Annotated in this window: 25 protein-coding genes; 9 read left to right on the top strand and 16 right to left on the bottom strand. The window is 74.2% G+C overall.

Annotated features, from left to right (window positions below; genetic code table 11):
* Positions 1-29: 29 nt before the first annotated feature.
* A complete protein-coding gene (iolC, locus tag ABEA81_RS28555) occupies positions 30-983 on the bottom strand; it encodes a 5-dehydro-2-deoxygluconokinase (RefSeq protein ID WP_345609022.1) in 954 nt (317 codons plus the stop codon).
* Between the two features lie 118 nt (positions 984-1,101).
* On the opposite strand from iolC, the gene ABEA81_RS28550 reads away from it, so the two are divergent.
* Complete coding sequence (locus ABEA81_RS28550) at positions 1,102-1,830, top strand: GntR family transcriptional regulator (protein WP_345609020.1); 729 nt, start codon at positions 1,102-1,104, stop codon at positions 1,828-1,830.
* Positions 1,831-1,875: 45 nt separating this feature from the next.
* Here ABEA81_RS28550 and ABEA81_RS28545 read toward each other — a convergent pair whose 3' ends face one another.
* The 4 genes from ABEA81_RS28545 to ABEA81_RS28530 all read right to left on the bottom strand — a co-directional run bounded on the left by ABEA81_RS28545 (position 1,876) and on the right by ABEA81_RS28530 (position 5,158).
* Positions 1,876-2,079, bottom strand: a complete 204-nt coding sequence (locus ABEA81_RS28545; RefSeq protein ID WP_345609018.1) for a DUF3073 domain-containing protein — start codon at positions 2,077-2,079, stop codon at positions 1,876-1,878.
* Between the two features lie 239 nt (positions 2,080-2,318).
* Entirely contained in the window at positions 2,319-3,509 is a 1,191-nt protein-coding gene (locus tag ABEA81_RS28540; RefSeq protein WP_345609016.1) for an MFS transporter, read from the bottom strand.
* Positions 3,510-3,644: 135 nt separating this feature from the next.
* A complete protein-coding gene (gene ygfZ, locus ABEA81_RS28535; RefSeq protein WP_345609014.1) occupies positions 3,645-4,778 on the bottom strand; it encodes a CAF17-like 4Fe-4S cluster assembly/insertion protein YgfZ in 1,134 nt (377 codons plus the stop codon).
* Positions 4,775-5,158 (bottom strand): Fur family transcriptional regulator, encoded by a 384-nt coding sequence (locus ABEA81_RS28530; protein WP_345609132.1) that lies wholly within the window; start codon positions 5,156-5,158, stop codon positions 4,775-4,777. The genes ygfZ and ABEA81_RS28530 overlap by 4 nt, the downstream gene beginning before the upstream one ends.
* A 260-nt stretch (positions 5,159-5,418) precedes the next feature.
* Between ABEA81_RS28530 and ABEA81_RS28525 the strand changes: the two genes are divergently transcribed.
* Positions 5,419-7,338, top strand: coding sequence for a hypothetical protein (locus tag ABEA81_RS28525; protein ID WP_345609012.1), 1,920 nt, complete (start codon positions 5,419-5,421; stop codon positions 7,336-7,338).
* Positions 7,339-7,383: 45 nt separating this feature from the next.
* Positions 7,384-8,709, top strand: a complete 1,326-nt coding sequence (locus ABEA81_RS28520) for a hypothetical protein (RefSeq protein ID WP_345609010.1) — start codon at positions 7,384-7,386, stop codon at positions 8,707-8,709.
* Between the two features lie 34 nt (positions 8,710-8,743).
* Here the strand turns inward: ABEA81_RS28520 and ABEA81_RS28515 are convergent, their stop codons facing one another.
* The 7 genes from ABEA81_RS28515 to ABEA81_RS28490 all read right to left on the bottom strand — a co-directional run bounded on the left by ABEA81_RS28515 (position 8,744) and on the right by ABEA81_RS28490 (position 12,635).
* Positions 8,744-9,364, bottom strand: a complete 621-nt coding sequence (locus ABEA81_RS28515; RefSeq protein ID WP_425570700.1) for a heme-binding beta-barrel domain-containing protein — start codon at positions 9,362-9,364, stop codon at positions 8,744-8,746.
* Positions 9,361-9,483: a hypothetical protein gene (locus ABEA81_RS28510; protein WP_345609008.1), complete on the bottom strand. Its 123-nt coding sequence runs from the start codon at positions 9,481-9,483 to the stop codon at positions 9,361-9,363. Before ABEA81_RS28510 ends, ABEA81_RS28515 begins: the two co-directional genes overlap by 4 nt.
* 83 nt (positions 9,484-9,566) lie before the next feature.
* The gene (locus tag ABEA81_RS28505) at positions 9,567-9,866 is read right to left on the bottom strand and encodes a DUF1416 domain-containing protein (protein WP_345609006.1); all 300 of its coding nucleotides are present in this window, start codon (positions 9,864-9,866) and stop codon (positions 9,567-9,569) included.
* Positions 9,866-10,717, bottom strand: a complete 852-nt coding sequence (locus ABEA81_RS28500) for a sulfurtransferase (RefSeq protein ID WP_345609004.1) — start codon at positions 10,715-10,717, stop codon at positions 9,866-9,868. The genes ABEA81_RS28505 and ABEA81_RS28500 overlap by 1 nt, the downstream gene beginning before the upstream one ends.
* A gap of 133 nt (positions 10,718-10,850) precedes the next feature.
* Positions 10,851-10,925 (bottom strand): putative leader peptide, encoded by a 75-nt coding sequence (locus tag ABEA81_RS42770; protein WP_370645493.1) that lies wholly within the window; start codon positions 10,923-10,925, stop codon positions 10,851-10,853.
* A 57-nt stretch (positions 10,926-10,982) separates the two neighbouring features.
* Positions 10,983-11,777: an LmeA family phospholipid-binding protein gene (locus ABEA81_RS28495; protein ID WP_345609002.1), complete on the bottom strand. Its 795-nt coding sequence runs from the start codon at positions 11,775-11,777 to the stop codon at positions 10,983-10,985.
* Positions 11,778-11,852: 75 nt separating this feature from the next.
* Positions 11,853-12,635 carry an alpha/beta hydrolase gene (locus ABEA81_RS28490; protein WP_345609000.1) on the bottom strand — a complete coding sequence of 261 codons (783 nt, stop codon included), beginning with the start codon at positions 12,633-12,635 and terminating at the stop codon, positions 11,853-11,855.
* 143 nt (positions 12,636-12,778) lie between these two features.
* On the opposite strand from ABEA81_RS28490, the gene ABEA81_RS28485 reads away from it, so the two are divergent.
* The 6 genes from ABEA81_RS28485 to pstB all read left to right on the top strand — a co-directional run bounded on the left by ABEA81_RS28485 (position 12,779) and on the right by pstB (position 18,937).
* Positions 12,779-13,555, top strand: a complete 777-nt coding sequence (locus ABEA81_RS28485; RefSeq protein ID WP_345608998.1) for a winged helix-turn-helix transcriptional regulator — start codon at positions 12,779-12,781, stop codon at positions 13,553-13,555.
* A gap of 23 nt (positions 13,556-13,578) precedes the next feature.
* Positions 13,579-14,448 carry a mycothiol synthase gene (gene mshD, locus ABEA81_RS28480; protein ID WP_425570698.1) on the top strand — a complete coding sequence of 290 codons (870 nt, stop codon included), beginning with the start codon at positions 13,579-13,581 and terminating at the stop codon, positions 14,446-14,448.
* 241 nt (positions 14,449-14,689) lie between these two features.
* Positions 14,690-15,808 (top strand): phosphate ABC transporter substrate-binding protein PstS, encoded by a 1,119-nt coding sequence (pstS, locus tag ABEA81_RS28475; protein ID WP_425570706.1) that lies wholly within the window; start codon positions 14,690-14,692, stop codon positions 15,806-15,808.
* Between the two features lie 274 nt (positions 15,809-16,082).
* Positions 16,083-17,057 (top strand): phosphate ABC transporter permease subunit PstC, encoded by a 975-nt coding sequence (gene pstC, locus ABEA81_RS28470; protein ID WP_425570696.1) that lies wholly within the window; start codon positions 16,083-16,085, stop codon positions 17,055-17,057.
* On the top strand, positions 17,057-18,145 hold the full coding sequence (gene pstA, locus ABEA81_RS28465) for a phosphate ABC transporter permease PstA (protein ID WP_345608994.1): 1,089 nt from the start codon (positions 17,057-17,059) through the stop codon (positions 18,143-18,145). Before pstC ends, pstA begins: the two co-directional genes overlap by 1 nt.
* Before the next feature lie 12 nt (positions 18,146-18,157).
* A complete protein-coding gene (gene pstB, locus ABEA81_RS28460; RefSeq protein WP_345608992.1) occupies positions 18,158-18,937 on the top strand; it encodes a phosphate ABC transporter ATP-binding protein PstB in 780 nt (259 codons plus the stop codon).
* Between the two features lie 18 nt (positions 18,938-18,955).
* On the opposite strand, the gene phoU (ABEA81_RS28455) is transcribed toward pstB, so the two are convergent.
* From phoU (ABEA81_RS28455) to ABEA81_RS28440, 4 genes are all read right to left on the bottom strand, one after another.
* Positions 18,956-19,615 (bottom strand): phosphate signaling complex protein PhoU, encoded by a 660-nt coding sequence (gene phoU / locus ABEA81_RS28455; RefSeq protein ID WP_345608990.1) that lies wholly within the window; start codon positions 19,613-19,615, stop codon positions 18,956-18,958.
* Between the two features lie 64 nt (positions 19,616-19,679).
* Positions 19,680-20,336 carry a phosphate signaling complex protein PhoU gene (phoU, locus tag ABEA81_RS28450; protein ID WP_345608988.1) on the bottom strand — a complete coding sequence of 219 codons (657 nt, stop codon included), beginning with the start codon at positions 20,334-20,336 and terminating at the stop codon, positions 19,680-19,682.
* Positions 20,337-20,408: 72 nt separating this feature from the next.
* Positions 20,409-23,192, bottom strand: coding sequence for an LCP family glycopolymer transferase (locus tag ABEA81_RS28445; protein ID WP_345608986.1), 2,784 nt, complete (start codon positions 23,190-23,192; stop codon positions 20,409-20,411).
* A 131-nt stretch (positions 23,193-23,323) separates the two neighbouring features.
* Positions 23,324-24,094, bottom strand: a complete 771-nt coding sequence (locus tag ABEA81_RS28440) for a GGDEF domain-containing protein (protein WP_345608984.1) — start codon at positions 24,092-24,094, stop codon at positions 23,324-23,326.
* Between the last annotated feature and the right edge of the window lie 38 nt (positions 24,095-24,132).

The raw sequence follows: 24,132 nt of genomic DNA, 5'->3' as shown, positions 1-24,132 counted from the left end.
CTCTGTCTGTTCGCTCCGCGGAGCTCCACTCAGCCAGCACCGACGGCCTCCCCGAGCACGGCCTCGACCTCGTCGGTCGTGGGCATGGCCTCCGCGCAGGCCAGCCGGCCCGCGACGATCGCCCCCGCCGCGTTGCAGAACAGCATCGCGCGCTCCAGGTCCCAGCCGGACAGCAGGGCGTGGCAGAGCGCGCCGCCGAACGCGTCGCCCGCGCCCAGGCCGTTGACCACCTCGACCGGCACCGGCGGCACGACGGCCTGCGTGGTCCCGTCGGAGGCGAGCACCCCCGCCGGCCCCTGCTTCACGACCGCGAGCTCCACGCCCGCCGCGTGCAGCGCCTTCGCCGCCGCATCCGGGTCGCGCGTGCCGACCGCGGTCTCGCACTCGTCGAGGTTGCCGACGGCGACCGTGACGTGGGGCAGTGCCTCCTGGTACCAGCGGCGGGCCTCCTCGCGGGAGGGCCAGAACATCGGACGGTAGTCGAGGTCGAACACGGTGATCCCGGACCTGTCCCGCGCCCGCAGCGCGGCGAGCGTGGCCTGGCGGCTGGGCTCCTGCGACAACCCGGTGCCGGTCACCCAGAAGACACCCGCATCGCGCACGGCGTCCATGTCCAGCTCGTCGGTGTGGATCTCCAGATCGGGCGCCTTGGGGAAGCGGTAGAAGTACAGCGGGAAGTCGTCGGGCGGGAAGATCTCGCAGAACGTCACCGGCGTCGGCAGGTGCGGGACCGGCGTGACGAACCGGTCGTCCACCCCGAAGCCGCGCAGCGCGTCGTGGATGAACTCGCCGAACGGGTCCTGCCCGGTCCGGCTGATCACCGCGCTGCGCCGGCCGTGGCGCGCCGCGGCGACCGCCACGTTCGTGGCGCTGCCCCCGAGGTACTTGCCGAACGTCTGCACCTCGCGCAGCGACACCCCGGCCTGCAGCGGGTACACGTCCACGCCGATCCGGCCCATGGTGAGTACCTCGAACCCCGCCATCCGCCTCCCCTTCGAGTCCGTGCCGCAGGTGACCCCGGACACGCGGCTCAGGTGTACTCTGACGCGCCATACCTGTCAACAGTTTGTCAGGACATATCCGACGTCGTAGGAGATGGGTGTGGAGGTCCCGGCGCTCGACCGCACCAGCCCGGTGCCGCTCTACTTCCAGGTGGCGGGCAGGCTCGAACAGCTCATCGAGGGCGGGCAGCTACCGGTCGGCGGCCGGTTGGAGAACGAGGTGGAGCTCGCCGAGCGGATGGCGGTGTCGCGCCCCACCGTGCGCCGTGCGATCCAGTACCTGGTGGAGCGCGGCGTGCTCGTGCGCAAACGCGGCATCGGCACCCAGATCGTGCACCCGAAGGTGCGCAGGCCCGTGGAGCTCTCCAGCCTGTACGACGACCTGGCGAAGTCGGGCAAGCAGCCCACCACGCGGATCCGCCACCTCGAGGTCCGCCCCGCGCCCGACCACGTCGCCGAGGCTCTCGGCGTTCCCGAGGGCACCGAGGTGACCTGGTTCGAGCGGATCCGGTTCGCGGACGGCGAACCGCTCGCGCTCATGCACAACGCGGTGCCGGTGGACGTGCTCCCGCTGCGCGGCGACGACCTCGCGACGCGCGGGCTCTACGAGCTCCTGCGCGCAGCGGGCTACGTGCCGCGGATGGCCGACCAGGTGGTAGGCGCTCGCGCGGCGACGGCAGCCGAAGCCCGGCTCCTCGACGACACGCGGGGTGCCCCCGTGCTGACGATGACGCGCACAGCGTGGGACGCCGGCGGTCGTGCGGTGGAGTACGGCTCGCACATCTATCGCGCGAGCCGGTACTCCTTCGCGCTCACACTCACCAGCTGACCCCTCACCCGCGCCGCCCCCCACCGGGCTGCGGGCGACCCCGCCTCAGCGGTAGCGCCGCTGCGGAGCCTCGTCCTCGTCGTCCTCGACCGGAGCGTAGGGATCGGTGTAGTCGTCCTCCGCCTCACCGTTGCGGGGTGCCGCACTCCCGATCTCGCGCTGCAGCGCGTCGAGGTCCATGGTGGGGGAGCTGTACTTGAGCTGACGGGCCACCTTCGTCTGCTTGGCCTTGGCTCGTCCGCGCCCCATGGCTGGTCCCCCTTACAACAGGGAAGGGGCGGCCGGATGTCTCGGCGGCCCCATTCATCTCATCAATCTCCTGGTGTTCACCGTACCTTGCGAACCGGCAGGAGTGCGACGTGGCACCGGTGATGTGACGCCGCACGCGTGTGAGCTCACCCGCTGGGCTGGCACCAGCGGGTCCGCACCCCAGCGTCGCGCGCGTCCACCCGCGCAGCCATCACACGTTCGGGTGGACGTCCGCGCGGTCACCGGGGCAGTGGCTCCGCCGCGGGTTCCACCAGGTGGCGCAGCATGACGAGGGCGCTGAGCGCGGCGACAGCGCCCATCGCGAGCATCGCCGACCAGCCCGCCAGGTCGGCCACGAGCCCGCCGAGGGCGGGGGTGAGGGCGCCGGAGGCGTAGTTGGCGGTGTTCGACATGGCCATGGCGGTGGCGGCGCGCCCGTTCGGGGCCAGCTCGCCCGCCGCGGTGAACACGAGCCCGTTCCAGCTGATCGCGAGCGCGGCGGCCGGCACGAGGACGGCGGCGAGCAGTACGGCCGGGCCGGGCCGCAGCACGGCGGCCAGTGCGAAGCCCGCGGCCACCGCGAGCGCGACGATCCGCAGCGGGCCGATCCTGCTGTGCACGCGGTCCGACCACGCGCCGTTCGCGAGCCGCCCGGCGGCCCCCAGCACCTGGGTGAGGCCCAGCAGCACCCCGGCGACCGGCAGGGAGAGGCCTGCCCCTCCGTGCAGCACCTCCACCAGGAACACCGAGCCGAGGAACTGCGGCACCACGAGCAGCAGCCCGGCCAGGCTCAGCAGCTGCAGCCGCCGGTCGGCCAGCACCTCGCGGGCCCGGGCCGTCTGCTGCGCCGACCGGACGGGCCGGTCCGGCGGTTCGCGGATGAACGCGGCGACGGCCGCCGCCGCGGCGAGGCAGGTGACGGCCAGCGCCGCGAACACCGCGGGGACCCCGCCGGCGTCCGCGATCGGCGGCAGCGCCACGGCCGCGATCGCCGCCCCCACGGGCACCGCGGTCTGCCGGATCGCCATCGCCGTGCCGCGCCCCGTCGCCGGGAACCAGGTGAGCACCGCCCGTCCGCTGGCGGCGTTGACGCTCGCGCCGCAGCCCCCGGCCACGACGAGCAGGACACCCGCGGCCACCGGGTGGTCGACGAGCGAGAGGACGCCGAGCGCGACGGCCGCCCCGAGCAGGCCGGACGCCATCACCCAGCGCTCGCCGAACCGGTCGGCGGCGCTGCCCCACGCCATGAGCGTCGGGATCAGGCCCGCGGAGGCGAGCCCGATGAGCACGCCGACGCCCGCGATGCCCAGCCCGTAGTGCTCACGCAGGGCGGGCGTGACGGCCGCGAGCCCGAGGAAGTAGGCGGTGGCGGCCTGCGCCGCCGTGCCGACGAGGAGCACGACCCACCGGTACCGAGGCCCTGAACCCATGGCCCGACGATAAGGCGGCGTACCGAAATCCGGGATAGATCTCCCAAAAGGTGAGACGGCTGAGACTTCGCACACGCAGTACGGACTTCACACGAGGCCGGCCTCGTGCGAAGTCCGTACTGGATGTGCGAAGTGCTAGCGGAGGCCGCCGCGGAGCTGGGCGGCGCGGCCGGGGGGTGGCGCGTCCCCCTCCGGCGGGACGCTCGCCGGGTCGATCGCCGCCGGGGCGATCCGGTCGTCCTCGCCCGCTGTCAGCTCGGCGTCCATCGGGACGTTGCGTTTCACCAGTGCCAGTGCCACCGGGCCCAGCTCGTGGTGCAGCACCACGGTGCCGACGCGGCCGACGGCGCGGCCGTCGCGCAGCACCGGGTCGCCCGGCACGGGCAGGGTCTCGTCTCCCGCGTCGAGGTGCAGCAGCACGAGGCGCCGCGGCGGCCGCCCGAGGTTGGCCACGCGGGCCACCGTCTCCTGGCCGCGGTAGCAGCCCTTCGTCAGGTGCACGGCCGACCCGATCCAGCCCACCTCGTGCGGGATGGTGCGCTCGTCGGTGTCGACGTGCAGCCGGGGCCGCAGCGCCTCGACGCGCAACGCCTCGAAGGCGACGCTGCCGGCCGCGCGGGCGCCTGCTGCGGTGAGCCGCTCCCACCACGCGGCCTGCGCGTCGCGGGGCACCAGCAGGTCGGCGGCGTCGGTGCCGGGCCAGTCCATGCGCCGGACGAACCCGCCGCCTGATCCAGCGGGTCCCGGCTGCTCCGGGCGGCCCGCTCCGCGCTTGTCGAACACATCCTCGGGCAGGCCGAGCACGCCGTGCGGGCGGTCCGGGACGGTGACACCCGCCTTCGCCAGCACGCCGGGGGTGTCCGGGCCGACGAGGCTCAGCACGGCGAGCTCCGCCGTGGCGTCGCGCGGCTCGACCTTGGACCAGAACACCATCTTCCGGAGGTACTCGAGCAGCTCCGGCACGTCGCCCGGCTCGGTGTCGAGGAACACCGCATCGGCGGTGTGCGCCACCACCATGTGGTGCAGCACCCGCCCGTTGATGTCCAGCACGAGCGCCTCGGTGCCCGTGTCGGCCGGCAGCTCGCTGACGTGCTGGGTGAGCAGCAGGTGCAGCCACGCGAGCCGCTCCGGCCCGGTGACCGCGATGACGCCGCGGTGGCCGCGGTCGACGACGGCGGCGCCCCGGCTCATGGCCCGCTGCTCGGCGAAGGGGTCGCCCCGGTGCGCGGGGACGCCCCGGTCGGTGGTGGCTCCAGGCAGCTCCGTCACCGCTGGTCCTCCTCGGCGTCGCGGCAGTTGCGGCACTGCCCGGACAGCGCGACGTGGGAGGCGTCGAGCGCGAAGTCGGACTCGGCGAGCAACCGCTCCGCGAGGCCGTCCATCAGATCGGTGGGGGACTCGGTGACGGAGCCGCACGAGTGGCAGACCAGGTGGACGTGCTGGTGCTCCTGCTCCGAGTACGTCGGCGCGCCGTGGCCGAGGTGGGTGTGGCGGACCATCCCGATGCGCTCGAGCAGGTCGAGCGTGCGGTACACCGTGGTGATGTTGACGGCGGGCGCCGCCTGTTGCACCTGCGCGCAGATCTGTTCGGGGGTGGCGTGCCCGAGATCGCGCACGGCGTCGAGCACGAGCTGGCGCTGTGGCGTCATGCGCAGGCCGCGTTGGTGCAGGGTGCGGCGGAGCGCGGCCGGCCCGCTCTCCACGGATCCCGACGTGGTGTCCACCGAGCCGATGGTAGGCGCTCGGGCGTCCGGTGTGTCGGGGTGGACGAAGCAGGGGTTGCGCGCTCCGATACCCGAGGATCGGGTTCCGTCGGTATGCTCCGTCAGGGTGAACGACCAGGTTTGGGAGCCTGGACCTACCTACCCTCGGCGGGTGGAAGGGCTCTGACGCTCGGGAGGGACCACGGATGACGAGTGATGCGGGCGCGCTCGGTGCCCCCAATTTCGACGTCGTCCTCCGGGGTTACGACCGCAAGCAGGTCGATGAGCACGTGGCCCGCCTGCAGCGCGTGGTGTCGCGGATGCGCGCCGACCTCGAGATGGCGCGCAGCCATCCACTTCCGCTCGTGTCCCCGCCGGGTGGCGTGCCCGCCGCCGGCGGTCCCCGACCCGCGCCGCGGCCGCCACAGCCCGGCCAGCCGCCGCAGCGGGCCGGCGAGGCCCCCGACGTCGTCGGCAGCTTCACCGACCGCATGCAGAGCATCCTGCAGGCCGCGGAGGAGGAGGCCGCCGAGATCCGCAACAAGGCCAGGGCGGCCGCGCGGGCCGAGGAGGAGAAGGTCCGCGCGCAGCTCGCCGACCTGGTGCGGCAGCGCGACGCCCTCCTGAAGGAGCTCACCCGCATGCGCGGGCAGCTCGAGGGCATGCTCGCGGCTCCCACCGGCCGGCTCGACCTCAACAGGAGCGACAGCGGCCGCCCGGGCGCCTCGGCCTCCCCGGGCGCGGCGAAGCCGAGCCCGGGCAAGCCCCAGTCGCCCTCGCAGCCCCAGTCGCCGTCGCAGCAGTCGGCGCAGCAGCAGTCCCCGGCGCAGCAGCCCGCCGCCAACCCCTCCGGCCAGCCCTCTGCCCAGCCATCGTCGGGCAACCGGCAGGCCGGCCCGGCGCCCGCGCCGCAGCCCTCGGGGAACACTCGATCGGGTGGTTCTGCGCCGCAGTCGTCCCAGTCGTTGTCGCAGCCCTCGTCGCAGCCCTCGTCGCAGCCCTCGTCGCAGCGGCCGGCGCAGGCGCCGCCCGGGGCACGGCCGCCCGCCAGCCCCACCCCTCGGCCGCGCCCGTCGACCGAGGCACAGGGCCAGGCTCCGGCACGTGCGGCCGCCGATGCCGGCAAGCCGGACGCGGGCGGCGGGCGCCCCGTTCCCGCAGACGGGGTCACCCGGGCGGCACCGAAGGTCCCGCCCATCGGGCAGGCACCCGCGCAGCCGCCCGCCGCCCCCGCCGGCGGCGGACCCACGCCGGTCGGGAAGTCCCAGGCCGGTTCCCGGCCCTCCACCGCACCGCCCGCCGGCGGATCGTGGCAGCAGCCCGGGTCCGCCGCACCGGGCCGTCCGGGGCAGAACCCGAGCGGCCCCGGCGCGTCCCGTCCGGCCGCGAGCGGGGCCCCACCGGCAGGCGCGGGCGGGAGCTCCCCGGCCCAGCGGCCGAGCGGGTCGGGCCAGAACCCCAACCAGGGGGCGAACGCGCCAGGGCAGCAGGCGGGCCCGCGCGCGAACGGGCCGGCCTCCGCTTCGCCGTCCCCTCCCCGGACGAACGGGCCGGGGTCGAGCCAGGGTGCCAACCCGTCGGGCGGCGGCAACGGCTCCGGGCAGCGGCCCGGCGGGCCACAGCCCGGCGCGTCCCACGGAAGCGGCCCGGGAGGCAACGGGCCCGGTCAGCAGGCCGGAGGGGCACAGCAGGCGTCGGGTGCGCGCCCGTCCGGCCAAGGCACCTCCTCCGCCGCCCGGCCCCCCGCCGATCAGCGCCGGCCGGGTGCCCAGGAGGGCGGTGACCTGTTCCGGGGGTCATCCGATCGGGCGGAGCGTGGGAACGGTGAACAGCGGCCGCCCGCGCGGGCGCCCGGGGACCGCACCGCTCTCGTCCCGACCATCCCGCCGTCGCAGGTGGCGCCGCCGCGCCCGAGCGACAAGCCCGCCAACGGCGCCGGATCCGGCCCGTCGACCACGGGCAACCCGCCTCGGCCTGCGTCCGACCCGCGTCCGGACGGCGCGCGGCCCGAGCCGCGCCGGGACGCGCAGGGTGGTTCCGGCGAGTCCGGACGGCAGGGTTCCGGGCAAGCCGGAACCGGCGCGGAGCGCGCCGACCGCTCCGCATCGGCGTCACGCTCCGGGTGATCGTTGTTGCGCAGCGTGCGCTCAAAGGGCGTACGGTTCGCAACCATGCAGCTGCCCCTGTCGGCGTCCGCGCTGGTCATGCTGGGTGTGGGCGCAGTGCTCGTCGGTGCGGTGATCCTCGTGGTGGAGATCGCTCGCAGGCGGAAGCCGGCGAGCCGGCCCACCCGGGTGCCACCGGACATGCGCATGCCGCAGCAGCCCGCGGCACCGTCGGGCCCGTACGCCGCCACCGCGCCCGCGGACGGCCCGGTCGCGCAGCCGTACGTGCCGCAGGCGGAACCCGTGCCCGCGCCTGCCGCGCCGGAGCCCGAGCCCGCTGCGCCGCCCGCGCCCCAGCCGGTGGCCGCGCCGGAGCCCGAGCCCGCTGCGCCGCCCGCGCCCCAGCCCGTGGTCGCCCCCGTGCCGGCGGCCGCGCCGCCCCACCCGGTGGAGGTCTCCTCGAGCGTGCAGCCGCCCGCCGGCGACGATCATGTCCCGGCGGCGTGGACCCCCGCTGCCGGGATGCCCGCGGTGCCGTCACGCTCGCACCAGGCCGGTTCCGGACGCACCGTGGCCGCCGCGGTGGCGCAGGCGTTCGCCGTGCGCGCGGCCGCGAGCCGCACCGGCGCCTCCTCCGCCCAGCGGCCGGTAGGCCCGCCGCCGGGGGCCGACGAGAGCGCGGTGGCCCAGCCGGAGCCCGAGCGCCCCGAGCCCGTTCCCACCCGGGACGTCGACGGCGTCGACCCGGCCGCGACGACGGACCCCGAGGGTGTCGGGCTGGCCGTGCCGGCGACGCCTGACCACGAGGTCAGGACGCCCGTCGTCGACGAGCCCGGCCCGGACGTGAGCGGCAACGGGTGGGTCGCGCCCGTGGCGCACGGGACGAACGGCGACCGCCCGTCCGACGCTCCCGAGCAGGTGCCGGACGGGGACGGCCGGCCTCCCGAGGAGCGGCAGGTGCCCGAGCCGGGTTCCGACGGCGAGGCCCCCGCCGCGGCGGCGGCAGCGGGCCTCGCGGCCGCCGCGTGGACGCCGCCCGCCGCGCCCGTCCCGGCCGACCCCGACCCCGCCGACGTACCGGCCCCCCGCTCCGACGAGGACGGCGTGGCGCGGCAGGACGGGCCGGCCCCCGACGCGCGCGACCGGCTGCTCGCCGTGCTGTTGGACGATCCCGAGCGGGCCGTCGGAGCCACCGTCGAGCTGGAGAGCTGCCTGCGCGAGCTCGACCGCCTGTCCGACGCCGTGCGCTCGGAGCGGTCGGCCCTGCGTGACGTGCTGCACCGGCTGGCCGCGGCGGGCCTGCGCCCGGACCAGATGGCCCGCCTGGCGCGGATGCCGCTGCCGGAGGTGGAGGCCCTGCTGAGCCCCGCGCCTGCGGAGCAGCAGGCCTGAGGGCCGTCGTGCCGCCCGGGAGCGGCGGGACGGGCTAACCGGCGATGCGGTTGAGGCGCGCCGAGAGGTGCGGTTGCAGGGGTTGGCCCATCATCGCCCGCTCGTCCACGTAGGCGAGGTCGCCGCCTTCCACCAGCCCGTACAGGCGGTGGGAGCCCACGACCTCCTTCGCGGACGCCGTGCGCACCACCGCGTCGGTCTCGATCTCCCACGAGGTGAGGTTGCGCGCACGGCCGTAGAAGATCTCGGTGATCCCGGTGGCATGGGTGATCAGCACCTCGAGCTCGCCGTCGGGCTGCGGCCGCCAGAATCCGGTCTCGCGTGCGGCGGGCCGCAGCACCTCGCCGTCCGGGCCGAGCAGCCACGCCTTGGCCTCGTAGGAGAGGAACGGGCGGCCGTCATGGGCGAATACGATCTGCTGCCCGTAGCTGTACGGGCCGTCGATCGTCGGGTAGACGACCTCCCCGGTGCCCCGCCACACCCCGACGAGCGGGAGCAGCCCGATGCACAGCTCGTGCAGGTCGGGGCCCTCCCGCAGGTTCGCCGTGTCGTCCGGGACCGGCAGGTCGTCGAACCGCGGCCGGTTGCGCTGCGGGGAGTCGGGGGCGGCGTTCGCCGGGCCGGTGATGGTGCCCGGCAGCTCGTCCCCGCTCACGGCCTCGACTCCTCGGGCTCGGCGGGGGCCGTGGTGAAGAGCCTGCGAAGCAGGTAACCGGTGAAGGCGACGATCCCTCCGCAGGAGGCGAGGAGCACGCCGGTGAACAACCACTGCACCGGCCGCACCCTACCCGGTCGCAGCAAAGCCACTTTCACGCAAGCACGTTGCATGGAAGTGGCTTTGCTGCAACCCGGGGCGCCTACGCGAGCGCGATCTCCGCCCGGTGCACGCCGGGACCGTCGGCCCTCAGCTCGGCCTGGCCCGTGCCCACCCGGGAGAGCGCGCGGACGGTCCAGGTGCCGGGGGCGGCGAAGAACCGGAACTGCCCGGCCTCCGACGCCACCACCTCCGCGGTGAACTCACCCGTGCCGTCCAGCAGCCGCACGAAGGCGCCACCGACCGGTGCGCCGCCTGCGACGACGCGGCCGGTGAGGACCGTCTCCTTGGTCAGATCGGTGCCGGGCGGGAGCGCGACCGCCTGGTCGGGTGCCCCGCACATCAGGAGGCCTTCTTCGCGGGCGCGCCCAGCTCGATCGGCACGCCGATCAGGGAGCCGTACTCGGTCCAGCTGCCGTCGTAGTTCTTGACGTCGCCGTAGCCGAGCAGCTCGTGCAGCACCACCCAGGTGTGGGAGCTGCGCTCGCCGATGCGGCAGTAGGCGATGGTGGGCTTGCCGGCCTCGTAGCCCTCCTCCGCGTAGAGCTTCGCGAGCTCCTCGTCGGACTTGAAGGTGCCGTCCTCGTTCGCCGCCTTGCTCCACGGGATGTTGATCGCGGACGGCACGTGGCCGGGCCGCTGCGACTGCTCCTGCGGCAGGTGGGCGGGCGCGAGGATCTTGCCGGAGAACTCGTCGGGCGAGCGCACGTCGACCAGGTTCTTCTTGCCGATCGAGTCGACGACCTCGTCGCGGAAGGCGCGGATCGACAGGTCCGGGTCCTTCGCGGTGTAGGTGGTGGTGGTGCGCTCCGGGACGTCCGTGGTGAGCGTGCGGCCGTCGAGCTCCCACTTCTTGCGGCCGCCGTCGAGCAGCTTGACGTCGGCGTGCCCGTACAGCTTGAACTGCCAGTAGGCGTAGGCGGCGAACCAGTTGTTGTTGCCGCCGTAGAGCACGACGGTGTCGTCGTTGCTCACGCCCTTGGCCGACAGCAGCTGCGCGAACTGGTCCTTGTCGACGATGTCGCGGCGCACCGGGTCCTGCAGCTCGGTGGTCCAGTTGACCTTGACGGCGCCGGGCAGGTGGCCGCCGTCGTAGGCGGTGGTGTCCTCGTCGACCTCGAGGAAGACGATGCCGTCGGTGCCGAGGTTCTTCTCGGCCCAGTCGGCGGTGACCAGGACGTCCTGGCGGCTCATGCGGTAGCTCCCTGGATGTCGGTGGTGCGATCTTGGGCGGGCGCGACGACGCTGCCGGCGCGGGGCACGGCAGACGGGTGCGGTGGTGCGGACATGCAGATGCTCCTGAGGGGTGCGTGGACGACGCGAATGCTCAGGAGGCGCGACACAGGCAGCTGCCGACGCGGCACAGGTCAACTGCGCGGCGACGGGTCAGCGGCCAGAACACGCTGGTGAGGGTAACCGAGGATGGGCCCGCTGGGCAGTGCGGATGCGGAGCAGGTCACTACCCGGTGGCGGACACCGCGTTGCCGCCGAGGGTGAGGTCGTCGGCGTAGCCGCTGATCTCGAGCGCACCGCCGACGGCGCGCAGCTTCGTCGGAGTGGCCGCGAGCGGGAGGGCGCCGGGGTCGATCCGCAGCGTGAACTGCTGCTGCAGCGTGCGCTGCACGGCCGGGGGGAGCGGGTCCGCGTCGCTGCCGCCGAGCCGGATGTCGCGCGGGGTGATCCGGGCCTGCCCGTCCACCAGCTCGAGCACCGCGATCACCGACACCTCCGCCTTCTCGCCGAGCATCGAGGCGGTGCCGACGAGGCGGACGGCGTTCTCCGGGTCGATCGTGCGGAGCGACTTGTCGGCGCCCTCGTCGACGACGACCTGCTCGAGCGCGTAGTCGTCGACGTTCTCGATGCGGAGCTTCTCGATGCCGGGGACGAGCCGCTCCACGTCGGAGGCGGGGATCTGGACGGTGCCCTCTACGGCCTTCACGGACAGCGACTTCGGGCCCGACCCGAGAAGCATCGGCAGTGGGGCGGTGACGTCGCGCAGCTGCGCGCGGACGCCCAGCTCCTGCAGCTCGCCCACGCGGATGTGGGTGGCCTCGACGTCCACGCTGGAGTACTGCCCGGAGATCGCCTGCGTGAGGAACGGGAAGCCGTTGATCCGCACCGAGGGATCGTCGACGAGCCCGATCTGGTCGCGCATCTGGCGCGACACCGCGGACTCGGCGAGCGCGGCGGCTCCGTAGTCCACGGCGATGAACAGTCCGACCAGGACGAGCAGCGCGATGACCAGGCGCCTCATCCGACCTCCGACCTTGCGGCCCGGCGCTCTGCCGGGGTGAAGGCTTCGACGGTAGAGCGAGCCCCTTCTCGCCCGTCACCGGGGGGCGGACGACGCGAGCGCCCATCGGGCGATCCGGCGGGCGAGCCCGGGGTGGGTGCCGCTCTCCCCGTGCCCGTCGCCCGGCTCCTCCCACAGCTCGGCCCGATCCCGGGACGCCGTGGCGAGCGTGCGTGCGTGCGCCGCGGAGAAGTAGCGGTCACCGGCGATGTGGACGAGCAGCAGAGGCACCTCGATGTGGGCGACGACCTCGACCGGAGAGGGCGGGACGACCTCCCACCCGCCGTCCAGGCGCACCCCGATCGCGCGGGCGGCGAGCCGGCCGTGCGGCTGCTCGAGCAGCCAGTGCACGCGGCGCATGGCCGCGGTCTCCCGCGAGTACCAGCGGGCGGGGGAGCTCACGGCCGCCACGGCGTCCGGCCGGTCGGCCCCGCTCACGGCCTGGCGCAGGGCCACCGCGGCGCCGAGGGAGAACCCGATCGTGGCCACCCGCTCGTAGCCGAGGGCGCGCGCGGCGGAGACGGCGGCGTCGAGATCGAGCAGCTCCCGGTCGCCGACGGTGTTGCGGCCTCCTGAGCGGCCGTGGCCGCGCATGTCGAAGGCGACGACGGGTGCCTCGGTGGCGAGCGCCGCGAGCAGTTTGCGCGTGATCGGGTGCCGGACGTGGTGGGTGAACGCGTGCGCGACCACCAGCGCGGTGCCGCCCGCCGGTGCCTGCCCGGCGAGGTGCACACCCGCGAGCGCGATCCCGTCGGCGGAGGTGGCGGTGATCGGCACTGGCGTGACCTGCGCCGCGCGGCTCGTGTGATCGACCCCCACCCGGTTATCCTGCATCGATCCGCGTGTGGTGTTCCCGCCGGGTCACGCGGGTGTGAACGGTGCGTCGTCGCTGCCCGCCGTGAATCGTCTGGAGGCGGCCGCAGCGGGCGGCCCGGTACCCGGTGGGAGAGGAGGCACGCCACGTGGAACTCCTGCTGCTGACGGCCGACCCCGACCCCGGGTCGGTGCTACCGGCCCTGACCCTGCTCCCACACGGGATCCGGACGGCGGCGCCCGAGGTCGCGGCGCTGCTCGACGCGGGCCCGCACGACGCCGTCCTCGTCGACGCCCGCACCGACCTGGTCGCGGCCCGCAGCCTGTGCCGCCTGCTCGGCAGCACCGGCACGGACGTCCCCGTCATCGCCGTGCTCACCGAGGGCGGGCTGGTGGCCGTGTCGGGCGAGTGGGTGGTCGACGAGATCCTGCTGCCCACCACGGGCCCGGCCGAGGTGGACGCCCGGCTGAGGCTGCTGAGGTCGCGGCCCGGCGCCGACGCGGGCCGGGACGGCGGCGCGCTCGTGCTCGGCGAGCTCGTCATCGACGAGGCCACCTACGCCGCCCGGTTGCGCGGCAGGCTCCTGGAGCTCACCTACAAGGAGTTCGAGCTCCTCAAGTACCTCGCGCAGCACGCGGGCCGGGTCTTCACCCGTGCCCAGCTGCTGCAGGAGGTGTGGGGCTACGACTTCTTCGGCGGCACCCGCACCGTCGACGTCCACGTCCGGCGCCTGCGCGCGAAGCTCGGCCCCGAGCACGAGCAGATGATCGGCACCGTGCGCAACGTGGGCTACAAGTTCGTCCGTCCCAGCCGCCACGCGCTCGGCACGCCCCCGGTCGGGCTCCTGGACGACGACGCCCCCGGCGACGACGAGGAAGGTGACCGGGTCCCGCGCCAGGCCTCCGAGGTCGCGGGCCGTCCCTGAGCGTCCCGGGTAGCGTCGTGCGGGTGATCGAGCTGTCGTGGCGGGCCGGGTTGGACGCGGCGCAGGCCGCCGATGTCGAGGCGCTCGCCGCAGCGGCCGCGGACGTCGACGGCACCGCGCCCCTCGGCGAGCACGTGCTGATGCACCTCACCGACGCCGGCGCGGCACACCTGCTCGCCCTTGAGGGCGGCGCGTTGCGCGGGGTGGCCCAGCTCGACACGGCCGACGGTGTCGCGGAGCTCGTGGTGCACCCCGACCACCGCAGGGCGGGCCTCGGCAGGCGGATCGTCGAGGAGGTGCTGGCGCGGGCCGGGGGTGAGCTGCGCGTGTGGGCGCACGGCCAGCACCCGGGTGCGGTGGCCCTCGCCGCCCGCCTCGGCTTCACCCCGGTACGGGAGCTGTGGCAGATGCGGCGCAGCCTGCTCGCGCCGATCGGGGAGCCGGAGCTGCCGCCGGGTGTGCGGCTGCGCTCCTTCGTGCCGGGGCAGGACGACGAGGAGTTCCTGCGCGTCAACAACGCGGCGTTCGACTGGCACCCGGAGCAGGGCGGCTGGGACCGTGCCCAGCTGCGGTTGCGGGAGGCCGAGCCGTGGTTCGACCCGGCAGGTTTCCTGCTGGCGGTCGACGAGGCGGACCGCCTGCTCGGGTTCCACTGGACCAAGGTGCACGCCGGTCCCGACCCGATCGGCGAGGTGTACGTGCTGGGCGTCGACCCGTCGGCGCGCGGCATGCGGCTGGGCGTCGCGCTCACCCTCGCCGGCCTCCGCCACCTGCGGGAACGCGGTCTGTCCCGCGTCCTGCTCTACGTCGAGGCGGACAACACTCCCGCCGTGCGGCTCTACGGCGGCCTCGGGTTCACCCGATGGCAGGCCGATGTTTCGTACCGCCGCTGAGGTCTGTTCACCCGTCGGCAACCACGGCATCGATCCGGCTGATCACGTCGACGCAGGTCACGGCCAGGTCACGATCGACGCCGCGTGAGTGCATTGCCTCACTCGGCAGGCCTGTTCATCTTTCGTTCACCTGAACGGCGGGGCGCGTCCACCGGCCTTACCTACCGTTCGCGACGAGCGGCCCCCGAGCCGTGTGCCCGTTGCACGGGAACCCACGTACGGAGGAACACAGGTGAACACCCTGCGGCACGGCTCTCGTGCCCGACTCGCCGCCGTCGGCGTCGCCGCCAGCGGCGCGCTCCTGCTGGCAGGCTGCGGCGCGGCCAACGAGACCGCGGCCCCGCCCGCGGGTGGCGGCGCACCGGCGACGAGTGACGTCTCCGGTCAGATCTCCGGGGCCGGAGCGAGCTCGCAGCAGGCCGCCATGCAGGCCTGGATCGCGGCCTTCAACTCCGTGGCCCCGGACGCCACGGTGAACTACGACCCGAGCGGTTCCGGCGCGGGGCGCGACCAGTTCGTCGCCAGCGGCGTGCAGTTCGCCGGCAGCGACGCCGCGCTGGACGACGAGGAGCTCCCGCAGGCGCAGCAGCGCTGCGGCGGCGTCGACAACGTGGTCCAGATCCCGGTCTACATCTCGCCGATCGCGGTGGTCTACAACCTCCAGGGCGTCAACGATCTGAAGCTCAAGCCTGCCACGGTGGCCAAGATCTTCAACCGCCAGATCACCACCTGGAACGACCCGGCGATCGCCGCCGACAACCCCGGGGTGCAGCTGCCGGCCACCGCGATCACGCCGGTGAACCGCTCGGACGAGTCCGGCACCACCGAGAACTTCACCGAGTATCTGGCGGCAGCCGCAGGCGCCGACTGGCCGCACGAGCCGAGCGGCGACTGGCCGGTCCAGGGCGGCGAGGCCGCTCAGGGCACGTCCGGCGTGGTCAACGCCGTCAAGGGTGGCCAGGGCACCATCGGCTACGCCGACGAGAGCCAGGCCGGCGAGCTGGGCAAGGTGGCCGTCGGGGTCGGCAGCGAGTTCGTGCCGCCGACGCCGGAGGCGGCCGCGGCCGTCGTCGAGAGCTCGCAGCGGGTCGAGGGCAAGGGGAAGTACAACTTCGCCATCGACCTCGCCCGCGACACCACGGAGTCGGGCAACTACCCGATCGTGCTGGTCTCGTACCAGATCGCGTGCACGACGTACGCGGACCAGGCGCAGGGTGGCGTGGTGCACGCCTTCCTGAACTACGTGATCAGCGAGGAGGGGCAGCAGGCGGCGGCCGACGCCGCGGGCAGCGCGCCGATCACCGACGCGCAGCGGGGCCAGTTCCAGCCCGCTGTCGACGCCATCTCCGCCGGGAGCTAGGTGGCCCCCGCCGGAAGTCCGCCGAATGATTCGGCGGCCCAGGCCCACGCTGGCCGCACCGGCCAGCGGCCCGAGTACGCCCGGTACGAGGGCCGCCGTCCGGCGCACCCAGCGAGAACCTGGATCCACCGACTCACCCAACGGACTTCCGGCGGAGGCCACTAGTGCAACCGTCATCACGTAGCCGGGGAGCCCGGGCAGCAGCCACCATGGTGCCGCCCGGGCTTTCCGGCGCCACCTGCGAGCCGATCACGGCTTCGCCGGAAGGGACGAAGTGACCACCGATACCAGCCCGGGGTCGGCCCCGGACACAGACGCACCATCCGCCGTCCCCGACAAGCCCGTCGTGCAGCGCGGCGACCGCATCTTCTCGGGCTCGGCCACGGCGGCCGGTGTCCTCATCCTGGTCGTCCTCGCCGGAGTGGCGGCCTTCCTCATCGTCGAAGCGGTGCCGGCGCTGGTCGCACCCGCCGAGGACATCCCCGGCGGCCACGGCCTCGTCGCCTACATCGCCCCGCTCGTGTTCGGCACGCTGGTGGCGGCGCTCATCGCCCTGGTGGTGGCCACCCCGCTGGCGGTGGCCGTCGCCCTGTTCATCACGCACTACGCGCCCCGGAGGATCGCGCAGGGCCTCGGGTACCTCGTCGACCTGCTGGCCGCCGTGCCCAGCATCGTGTACGGCCTCTGGGGGATCCTGGTGCTCGCCCCGGCCTCGGTCGGCCTCGCCACGTGGCTGAACGAGTACCTCTGGTTCATCCCGCTGTTCGCGGGTCCGGTGTCCAGCACCGGGCGCACGATGCTCGTCGCCGGGCTGGTGCTCGCGGTCATGATCCTGCCGATCATCACCGCGGTGTCGCGCGAGGTCTTCCTGCAGACGCCCAAGCTGCACGAGGAAGCGGCACTCGCGCTGGGCGCCACCCGGTGGGAGATGATCCGCATGTCCGTCATCCCGTTCGGCCGCTCCGGGGTCATCAGCGGGGCGATGCTCGGCCTCGGGCGGGCCCTCGGCGAGACCATGGCGGTCACCATCGTGCTGTCCGTGTCGGGCGGCATCACCTTCAACCTGATCGGCAACGGCAACCCGGCCACGATCGCGGCGAACATCGCGCTCGAGTTCCCGGAGGCCACCGGCCTGGAGAACAACACGCTCGTCGCGTCGGGCCTGGTGCTGTTCCTCGTCACGCTGGCGGTCAACTCGCTGGCCCGCTACATCGTCAACCGGCGTCGCGAGTTCTCGGGAGCGAACTGATGTCCATCGACACCGATCGGCACAGCTCCGACCTCGCCACCGAGCTCGCCCCCGACCTGCGCGGGCTCGAACGCCGGGGACAGCTCCCGAGCTGGGCCACACCCGCCGCCCTCGGCGCCGCGGCGGTCGTCGTCGGCGGGCTGCTCGCGATCACGGGCTTCAGCGTCGGGCTGTTCGTGGTGGGTACCGTCGTCGTGTTCGCCGTCGGCCTCTACGTGCTCTCCCGCGTGGTCGAGGGCAGGCGCAAGGCCACGGACCGGCTCGTCACGATCGTCGTCACCTCGGCGTTCCTCGTCGCGCTCGTCCCGCTGTTCAGCGTGGTGATCACCGTCGTCGGGTACGGCATCACGCGGTTCGACGCCCAGTTCTTCACGAACTCGATGCGCGGGATCGTCGGCGAGGGCGGCGGCGCGTACCACGCGATCATGGGCACGTTGATCATCACGCTGCTCGCCGCCGTGATGTCGATCCCGGTCGGCACGCTCACCGCCATCTACCTGGTGGAGTACGGGAAGGGCCGCCTCGCGCGCGCGATCACGTTCTTCGTCGACGTCATGACCGGCATCCCGTCGATCGTCGCGGGCCTCTTCGCCGTCGCGCTGTTCACGCTGCTGCTCGGGCCGGGCGCGCGCCTCGGGTTCGCCGGCGCCGTCGCGCTGTCGGTGCTCATGATCCCGGTGGTCGTCCGGTCCACCGAGGAGATGCTCAAGATCGTGCCGAACGAGCTGCGCGAGGCGGCGTTCGCGCTGGGCGTGCCGAAGTGGCGCACGATCCTCAAGGTCGTCATCCCCACGTCGATCGCGGGCATCGCGTCCGGCGTCACGATCGCGATCGCCCGTGTCATCGGTGAGACGGCACCGCTGCTCGTCACCGTCGGCATCACCACAGGGCTGAACCTCAACCCGTTCGACGGCCGGATGTCCACGCTGCCCGTGTTCGCCTACTACTCGTACACCCAGCCCGGGGTCCCGCCGGAGCCGTCGCTGGACCGCGCGTGGACGGCGGCGCTCGTGCTGATCATCCTCGTCATGCTGCTGAACCTGGTGGCGCGCCTGATCGCCCGCCTGTTCGCCCCGAAGACCCGATAAAGGACACACACCATGGGCAAGGCGATCGAAGCCAAGGACCTGAACATCTACTACGGCTCGTTCCGCGCGGTCGAGGGCGTCAACATGATGATCCGGCCGAAGACGGTCACGGCGCTGATCGGGCCGTCGGGGTGCGGGAAGTCGACCTACCTGCGGGCGATCAACCGCATGCACGAGGTCATCCCGGGCGCGCGGGTCGAGGGCACGCTCGAACTCGACGGCCAGGACCTGTACGCGCCGGGCATCGACCCGGTGGGCGTCCGCCGCCAGATCGGGATGGTCTTCCAGCGGCCCAACCCGTTCCCCACGATGTCGATCTACGACAACGTGATCGCGGGGATGCGCCTGAACAACAGGAAGCTGAGGAAGGACGCCACCGACCAGCTCGTCGAGCAGTCGCTGCGCGGCGCGAACCTCTGGAACGAGGTCAAGGACCGGCTCGACAAGCCCGGCTCGGGACTCTCCGGCGGGCAGCAGCAGCGCCTCTGCATCGCGCGGGCCATCGCCGTGCAGCCCGACGTGCTGCTGATGGACGAGCCGTGCTCGGCCCTCGACCCCATCTCCACGCTGGCGATCGAGGACCTGATCAACGAGCTCAAGATGGACTACACGATCGTCATCGTCACCCACAACATGCAGCAGGCCGCGCGGGTGAGCGACTACACCGGGTTCTTCAACATCGAGGGCACCGGCAAGCCCGGCAAGCTCGTGGAGATGGACGAGACCAAGACGATCTTCTCCCAGCCCACGGAGAAGGCCACCGAGGACTACGTCTCCGGCCGTTTCGGCTGATCAGAACCCGCTCACGGGTCAGATCGGGAGGGCGTCGGGCTCCTGGCCCGTCACGGCGTACACCGTCTCGCGGGCCACGACCACCGCATGGTCGGCGAAGCGCTCGTAGTAGCGCGCCAGCAGTGTGACGTCGACGGCCGTGCGGACCCCGTGCGGCCAGCGCTCGTCCATGAGCACCTCCATCATCTCGCGGTGCAGCACGTCCATGGCGTCGTCGTCGGTGTCCAGCTCGGCGGCCAGCACCACGTTGCGGGTGCGCGCGACCTCGGCGGCCTTCAGCGCCAGATGCACGGCGACCTTCCCCATCTCGGCGAACGCCGGCCGCACCTCCGGGGGCAGCGCCGGTTCCGGGTGGCGCATCCGCACGACCTCGGCGACGTGCAGCGCCAGGTCGCCCATCCGCTCGACGTCGCCCGCCGTGCGGATCGCGGAGACGACCGCCCGCAGGTCGCCCGCGACGGGGCTGTGGAACAGCAGCGCGTCACCCGCGAGCTCCTCCACCTGCGCGCGGAGCAGGTCGATCACCTCGTCGCCCGCGACGACCTGGACGGCCAGCCGTTCCCGCGACTCGAGCAGCGCGGCGGTGGCGCGGTTCAGCGCACCGGCCGCGGCCGTGCACATCCGGCCGATCAGCTCGGACAGCTCGACCAGCTGTTGGGGCAGCGGCGGGGGAGGCACGGCGAGAGCCTATGAGTCGGCAGCAGCGGCCGGATGAACGACGGGTGAACCGGGTGCGGTGGCACTAGACGGTGAGCGGTCCCGGCATCTGGCCGGTGACGACGTACACGATCCGCCGCGCGACGGCCACGGCGTGGTCGGCGTAGCGCTCGTAGAAGCGGGCCAGCAGCGTGATGTCGACGGCCGGGCCGACGCCGTGGCTCCAGTTGCGGTCCATCAGCACCGTGAACATGTGCCGGTGCAGGTCGTCCATGGCGTCGTCGTCCTTCTCGAGCTCCGCGGCACGGGCGAGGTCGCGGGTGCGGATGACGTTGCCCGCCTTCAGCGCGAGCTCCACGCCGACCTTGCCCATCTCGGCGAAGTACGGTGCGACCTCCGCGGGCAGCACCGGGTGGGGGTGCCGGCGGCGGGCGGCCTGGGCGACGTGGAGCGCGAGGTCACCCATGCGCTCGATGTCGCCCGCGCCGTGGATGGCGGACACCACGATCCGCAGGTCGGTGGCCACCGGTGCCTGCAGCGCGAGCAGCGCGAACGCCTTCTCCTCGGCCGAGGCGCGGATCTCGTCGACGCGGACGTCCTCGGAGATCACCTCCTCGGCCAGCTGCAGGTCGACCTCCAGCAGCGCCCGTGTGGCCTTGCGCATCGCGTCGGCCACCTGGGTGCACATGCACGCCAGGGCTCCCGCCAGTTCGTCGAGCTGCTCCTGGTAGACGTCACGCATCCCCCAAGGGTAGTGCCGAAACGGGCGGACGGCCGCGCAGGCGGGTGAACCCGGGGTGAACGTCGGGATAGCTCACGTGCAGGTGACGGCGGGTTCCGCAGGTGCCTCTCCGGTGGGGGCGGTCAACGCGATCGGTTCCGACGGGGCCCGGACCACGTCGTCGAACGACCGGCCGAGCACCAGCTGCAGCACCCCGGTGCTGCCCGGGTCGGGCACCTGGGTGGCCGACGGCACCGTGGCGCGCAGCACCTCGGCGGCGGCCGCCTGGTCGGGGGAGAACCGGATCACGGTCTCGGAGGTGGGCTGCTCGGCGCTCTCGGGCTCGCCCACGTCGAAGCCGAGCGAGCTCAACGTCTCGCTCACCTCCCCTGCGAGCCCGGAGCGAGCGGAGGCGTTGACGACATCCACCGTGACCTCGCTCGGGCTGGGCCCGGCCGTCCCGGCGCCGGGGTCGGTGGCGGCGGCGGGCAGCGGCTGGTCGCCGCGCACGGCCGAGAACAGGGCCGCCGCGTCCGTGTCGCGCAGCACCGCATTGCCGCGGCTGTTGTGTTCACCGGTGGGCACCGCCGCGTACTGCACGCCGTCGGCGTCGAGGCGGCGCAGCGTCAGCGCGAGCGCGAGCACCTGGTCGATCCCGGCCCCGTCGGTGAGCACGGCGTTCGAGAGCGACGGGCGCAGCGCCATGAGCCGCCCGACGTCGAGCAGCGCGGTGCCCGACACCGCCGAGTCGAGCACAGCGGCGAGCACGGCCTGCTGGCGTTCGATGCGCCCGTACTCCGGGGAGGGCTCGCCCTCCACGTTGCCGGCCTGCACGAAGTCGGCGACGCGCACGCCCGCCAGCCGGTTCGGGCCCGGGTCCGGCACGACCGGGCCGAGCACCCCGTCGAGCACCGGCCGCGGCACGCAGACGTCGGCACCGCCCACCGCGTCGGTGAGCGCCGGTACGGCGGCGAGGTCGATGCCGACGTACTTGGTGATCGCGAGCCCGCTGAGCTGCTGCACCACGCGGGTGACGCAGCGCGGGCCGCCGAGATCGAGGGCGCTCGCGAGCTGGGTGCGGGCCTCCGCCTGCACGGGCTCGTCCCGGTACGTGGCCGTGGCGGCGTCCCAGGTCTCGCAGGGCGGGCGGTTGATCTCCAGGTCGACGGGGAACGCGAGCACGGTGACCGGTCCGCCGCCGTCCGGGACGTGCGCGACGGCGACCGTGTCGGCACGCGGCTCGGCGGGGTCCGATGGGGCCGGTGCCTTCGCCACCACCAGCACGTTCTCGTCGCCGGCCTGGGCGGCGGCGTCGACGACGGCGCTCGAGGTCGGATCCAGCGCCGCGGCGTCGCGGACGGCCGAGCCGAGCCAGGTCTTGGTGCCCCAGCCGAACGCCGTGGCCGCGAGCACCACGAGCGCCAGCGCCCCGGCGAGCAGGCGCCCCGCGGTGGCGGCCGCCCCACGCCGCGGCGGCGGCGCGCTCGGCTCCACCGCGGGACGGTCCGTCACGGCGAGGGTCAGGCCGGCATGGGCGGCGGTCAGCCGCGTGAGCGTCTCGTCGATGCGCATCGCGCGCGTGCGCGATTCGAGGTTGCGATCGGACAGGCGGGTGTCGTTGCCGTCCGCCGCGGTCTTGGAGACCGCGACCGGCGCCTCGGGGCTCGGCGCGCCGTCGCGGCTGCGCGGCGTGCGCAGGGCCGTGGTGGCCGGAGGCTCGGGCGCGTCGGTACGGGGCCTGCGCCCGCCGTCGACGGGAAGGGCCGTCGTGGCGGACGTGTCCGCGGCCGGGCGGGTGGGGGTGCTCCGCGGCGGGACGTCGTCCGGCGGGCCTGCGGGGCGGCGACGGGTGCCGGGCAGGGCGGTGGTCGGCGGGCCGGCTGGCTCGCTGCCGCGGCGGGCGGGCGCCGCGGGGAGCGCGGTGGTGGCGGCGCCGACGTCCGCTGCGGGCGGGTCGAGGCGGCGCCGGCGAGAGCGTCCGCCGGTGGGGATGGCCGTGGTGGCGGGCGCACCGGCATCGGGACGGCGGACGTCGGGATCGTCGGCGCGCCTGCGGCGGGCTCCCGCCGGCTGAAGGGCGGTGGTGGCGGCCGGGTCGGCGGGACGCCGGTGGCCGTTCGCCGGCACGGCCGGCTCGTCGGCGGGGTCCGGGCGGTGGCGGCGGGCCGGACCGTCCGGTGGGAGGTCGACGGCTGCCGGGCGGGAGCGTTCGCTCCGGCCACGGGGTGCCGCGGGCGGAACGTCCGGGTGCTCGGTGTGCCGGCGACGGAGCGGCGCGACGGGGTCGGGCGGCTCCGGCGGGCGCTGCCGACGGACCTCGGCGGGAGCGTCGAACGGGTCGAGGTGGCGGCGGCCGTTGCGCGGTGGGGGCTCGACGGGTTCGGCCCGGCGGCGTCGGGGCGGGGTGGCGGGTTCGTCGAGGTCGTCGGCGAGCCGACGACGGCCGCCGGTGGCCCCGGAGTCGGTCGGTGGTGGGGCGTCGAACGGATCCGGCGCTCGCCTGTGGCCCCCGCCGCGGGCAGGCGGGACCTCGTCCGCGGCCGCGTACCCGTTCCGGCCATGGCTGCGCGACCGGCCGGAGTGGAACCCGTTCGGCTCGGGGGCGGGCTCGTCGGCCGGGTACCGGCGTCCGCTGCGCGGACCGTCCTCCGGCGGCGTGCCGTGCCGCTCGGACGGCGCGACGCCATGCCGGCCGCTGTCGCCGACGGGGAACGCCTCCCGTTCGGCCGCCCGTCGCCGGGCGGCGCGGCTGCCGGGTGGCGGCGCCTCGAGGCCGGAACCGAGCAGGCCGTGCCGGGCGAGGACGTCCTGCGGATCCTCCGGGGCGCGCCTGCGCCCCTCGGTGGGGCGCCGAGCACGGTACGGACCGTCCTCCACGCCCACCTCCTCGACACCAACAGAAGGCGGGCGGGCACGGGCAACGACCGCCCGAGCCCGCCCCTCAACGTCTCGATTCGAGCTTACGGAGCGGGGGTGCCCTGATCGCAGTGGGGTGCGACGACCGGTGGCTACGGGATCGACCGGCGGCCGCCCGCCGGTCCGGCGAGCCGCGCGTGCCCGGTGTGGGCGTCGTGGAACGCCACGGCGTTGCGCCCGGAGTGCTTCGCCGCGTACAGCAGCCTGTCCGCCGAACCGACCAGACCGTCGGGGCCGGTCACCGGCCCGAACCCGTGGGCGACCCCGATGCTGACGGTCACGCGGAGGCCGGGGGCGAGTTCCTGCCACAGGTGGCCGTCGACCCGTTCCCGCACGGTCTCGCAGACCCGCACCGCCTCGTGGCGGTCGTAACCGGGCATGACGATCGCGAACTCCTCGCCCCCGTAGCGGGCGCAGAACGCGTCCTCGGGCAGGCTCGAGTCGACCACGGCGACGAGGCGCTGCAGCACGCGGTCCCCGAAGGGATGGCCGTAGGTGTCGTTGATCTGCTTGAAGTGGTCGACGTCCAGCAGCGCGACCGCGATCCCGCCCGCCCCGATGCCGCCCGGCTGGCCCACCAGCGCGACGAGCCGCTCGTCGAGGTAGCGGCGGTTGTAGGTGGCGGTGAGGCTGTCGCGGCGGCTCTGCTCCCGGGCCTCGGCGTGCTCGCGGCGCAGCCGATCGAGCTCGTCGACCCCGGACCGCCCGTTCAGCAGCCCAACGGCGGTGCGCAGGTGCTGGTAGGCCTGCTCCCAGCGGCCGGCGGCGGCGAGTTCCTCCGCGGCCGCGGTGTGCCACGCCGCGCCTGCCGGTCCGGGCGTGGACGGAACGTGCTCCCGCCTGGGCGCGTCCAGCATCGTCATGCCAGTTGTGTCGACGGCGAGGCGTGGGTCCTTGAGGC

Source organism: Pseudonocardia adelaidensis (assembly GCF_039543345.1).
In the GTDB taxonomy this organism is placed as follows: Bacteria; Actinomycetota; Actinomycetes; order Mycobacteriales; family Pseudonocardiaceae; genus Pseudonocardia; species Pseudonocardia adelaidensis.
Note: the sequence above shows the minus strand (reverse complement) of the source record. Positions and strands in the feature narration are given on the sequence as shown.

Coding starts and splice junctions, on each gene's coding strand:
- ABEA81_RS28545 (WP_345609018.1), bottom strand. CDS start 2,079: ATGGGGCGCGGACGAGCCAAGGCCAAGCAGACGAAGGTGGCCCGTCAG.
- ABEA81_RS28530 (WP_345609132.1), bottom strand. CDS start 5,158: ATGACGCCACAGCGCCAGCTCGTGCTCGACGCCGTGCGCGATCTCGGG.
- pstB (WP_345608992.1), top strand. CDS start 18,158: ATGGGCAAGGCGATCGAAGCCAAGGACCTGAACATCTACTACGGCTCG.
- ABEA81_RS28500 (WP_345609004.1), bottom strand. CDS start 10,717: ATGAGCCGCCAGGACGTCCTGGTCACCGCCGACTGGGCCGAGAAGAAC.
- ABEA81_RS28440 (WP_345608984.1), bottom strand. CDS start 24,094: ATGACGATGCTGGACGCGCCCAGGCGGGAGCACGTTCCGTCCACGCCC.
- ABEA81_RS28520 (WP_345609010.1), top strand. CDS start 7,384: ATGCAGCTGCCCCTGTCGGCGTCCGCGCTGGTCATGCTGGGTGTGGGC.
- phoU (WP_345608988.1), bottom strand. CDS start 20,336: ATGCGTGACGTCTACCAGGAGCAGCTCGACGAACTGGCGGGAGCCCTG.
- iolC (WP_345609022.1), bottom strand. CDS start 983: ATGGCGGGGTTCGAGGTACTCACCATGGGCCGGATCGGCGTGGACGTG.
- ABEA81_RS28495 (WP_345609002.1), bottom strand. CDS start 11,777: ATGAGGCGCCTGGTCATCGCGCTGCTCGTCCTGGTCGGACTGTTCATC.
- pstA (WP_345608994.1), top strand. CDS start 17,057: ATGTCCATCGACACCGATCGGCACAGCTCCGACCTCGCCACCGAGCTC.
- ABEA81_RS28525 (WP_345609012.1), top strand. CDS start 5,419: ATGACGAGTGATGCGGGCGCGCTCGGTGCCCCCAATTTCGACGTCGTC.
- ABEA81_RS28505 (WP_345609006.1), bottom strand. CDS start 9,866: ATGTGCGGGGCACCCGACCAGGCGGTCGCGCTCCCGCCCGGCACCGAT.
- ABEA81_RS28540 (WP_345609016.1), bottom strand. CDS start 3,509: ATGGGTTCAGGGCCTCGGTACCGGTGGGTCGTGCTCCTCGTCGGCACG.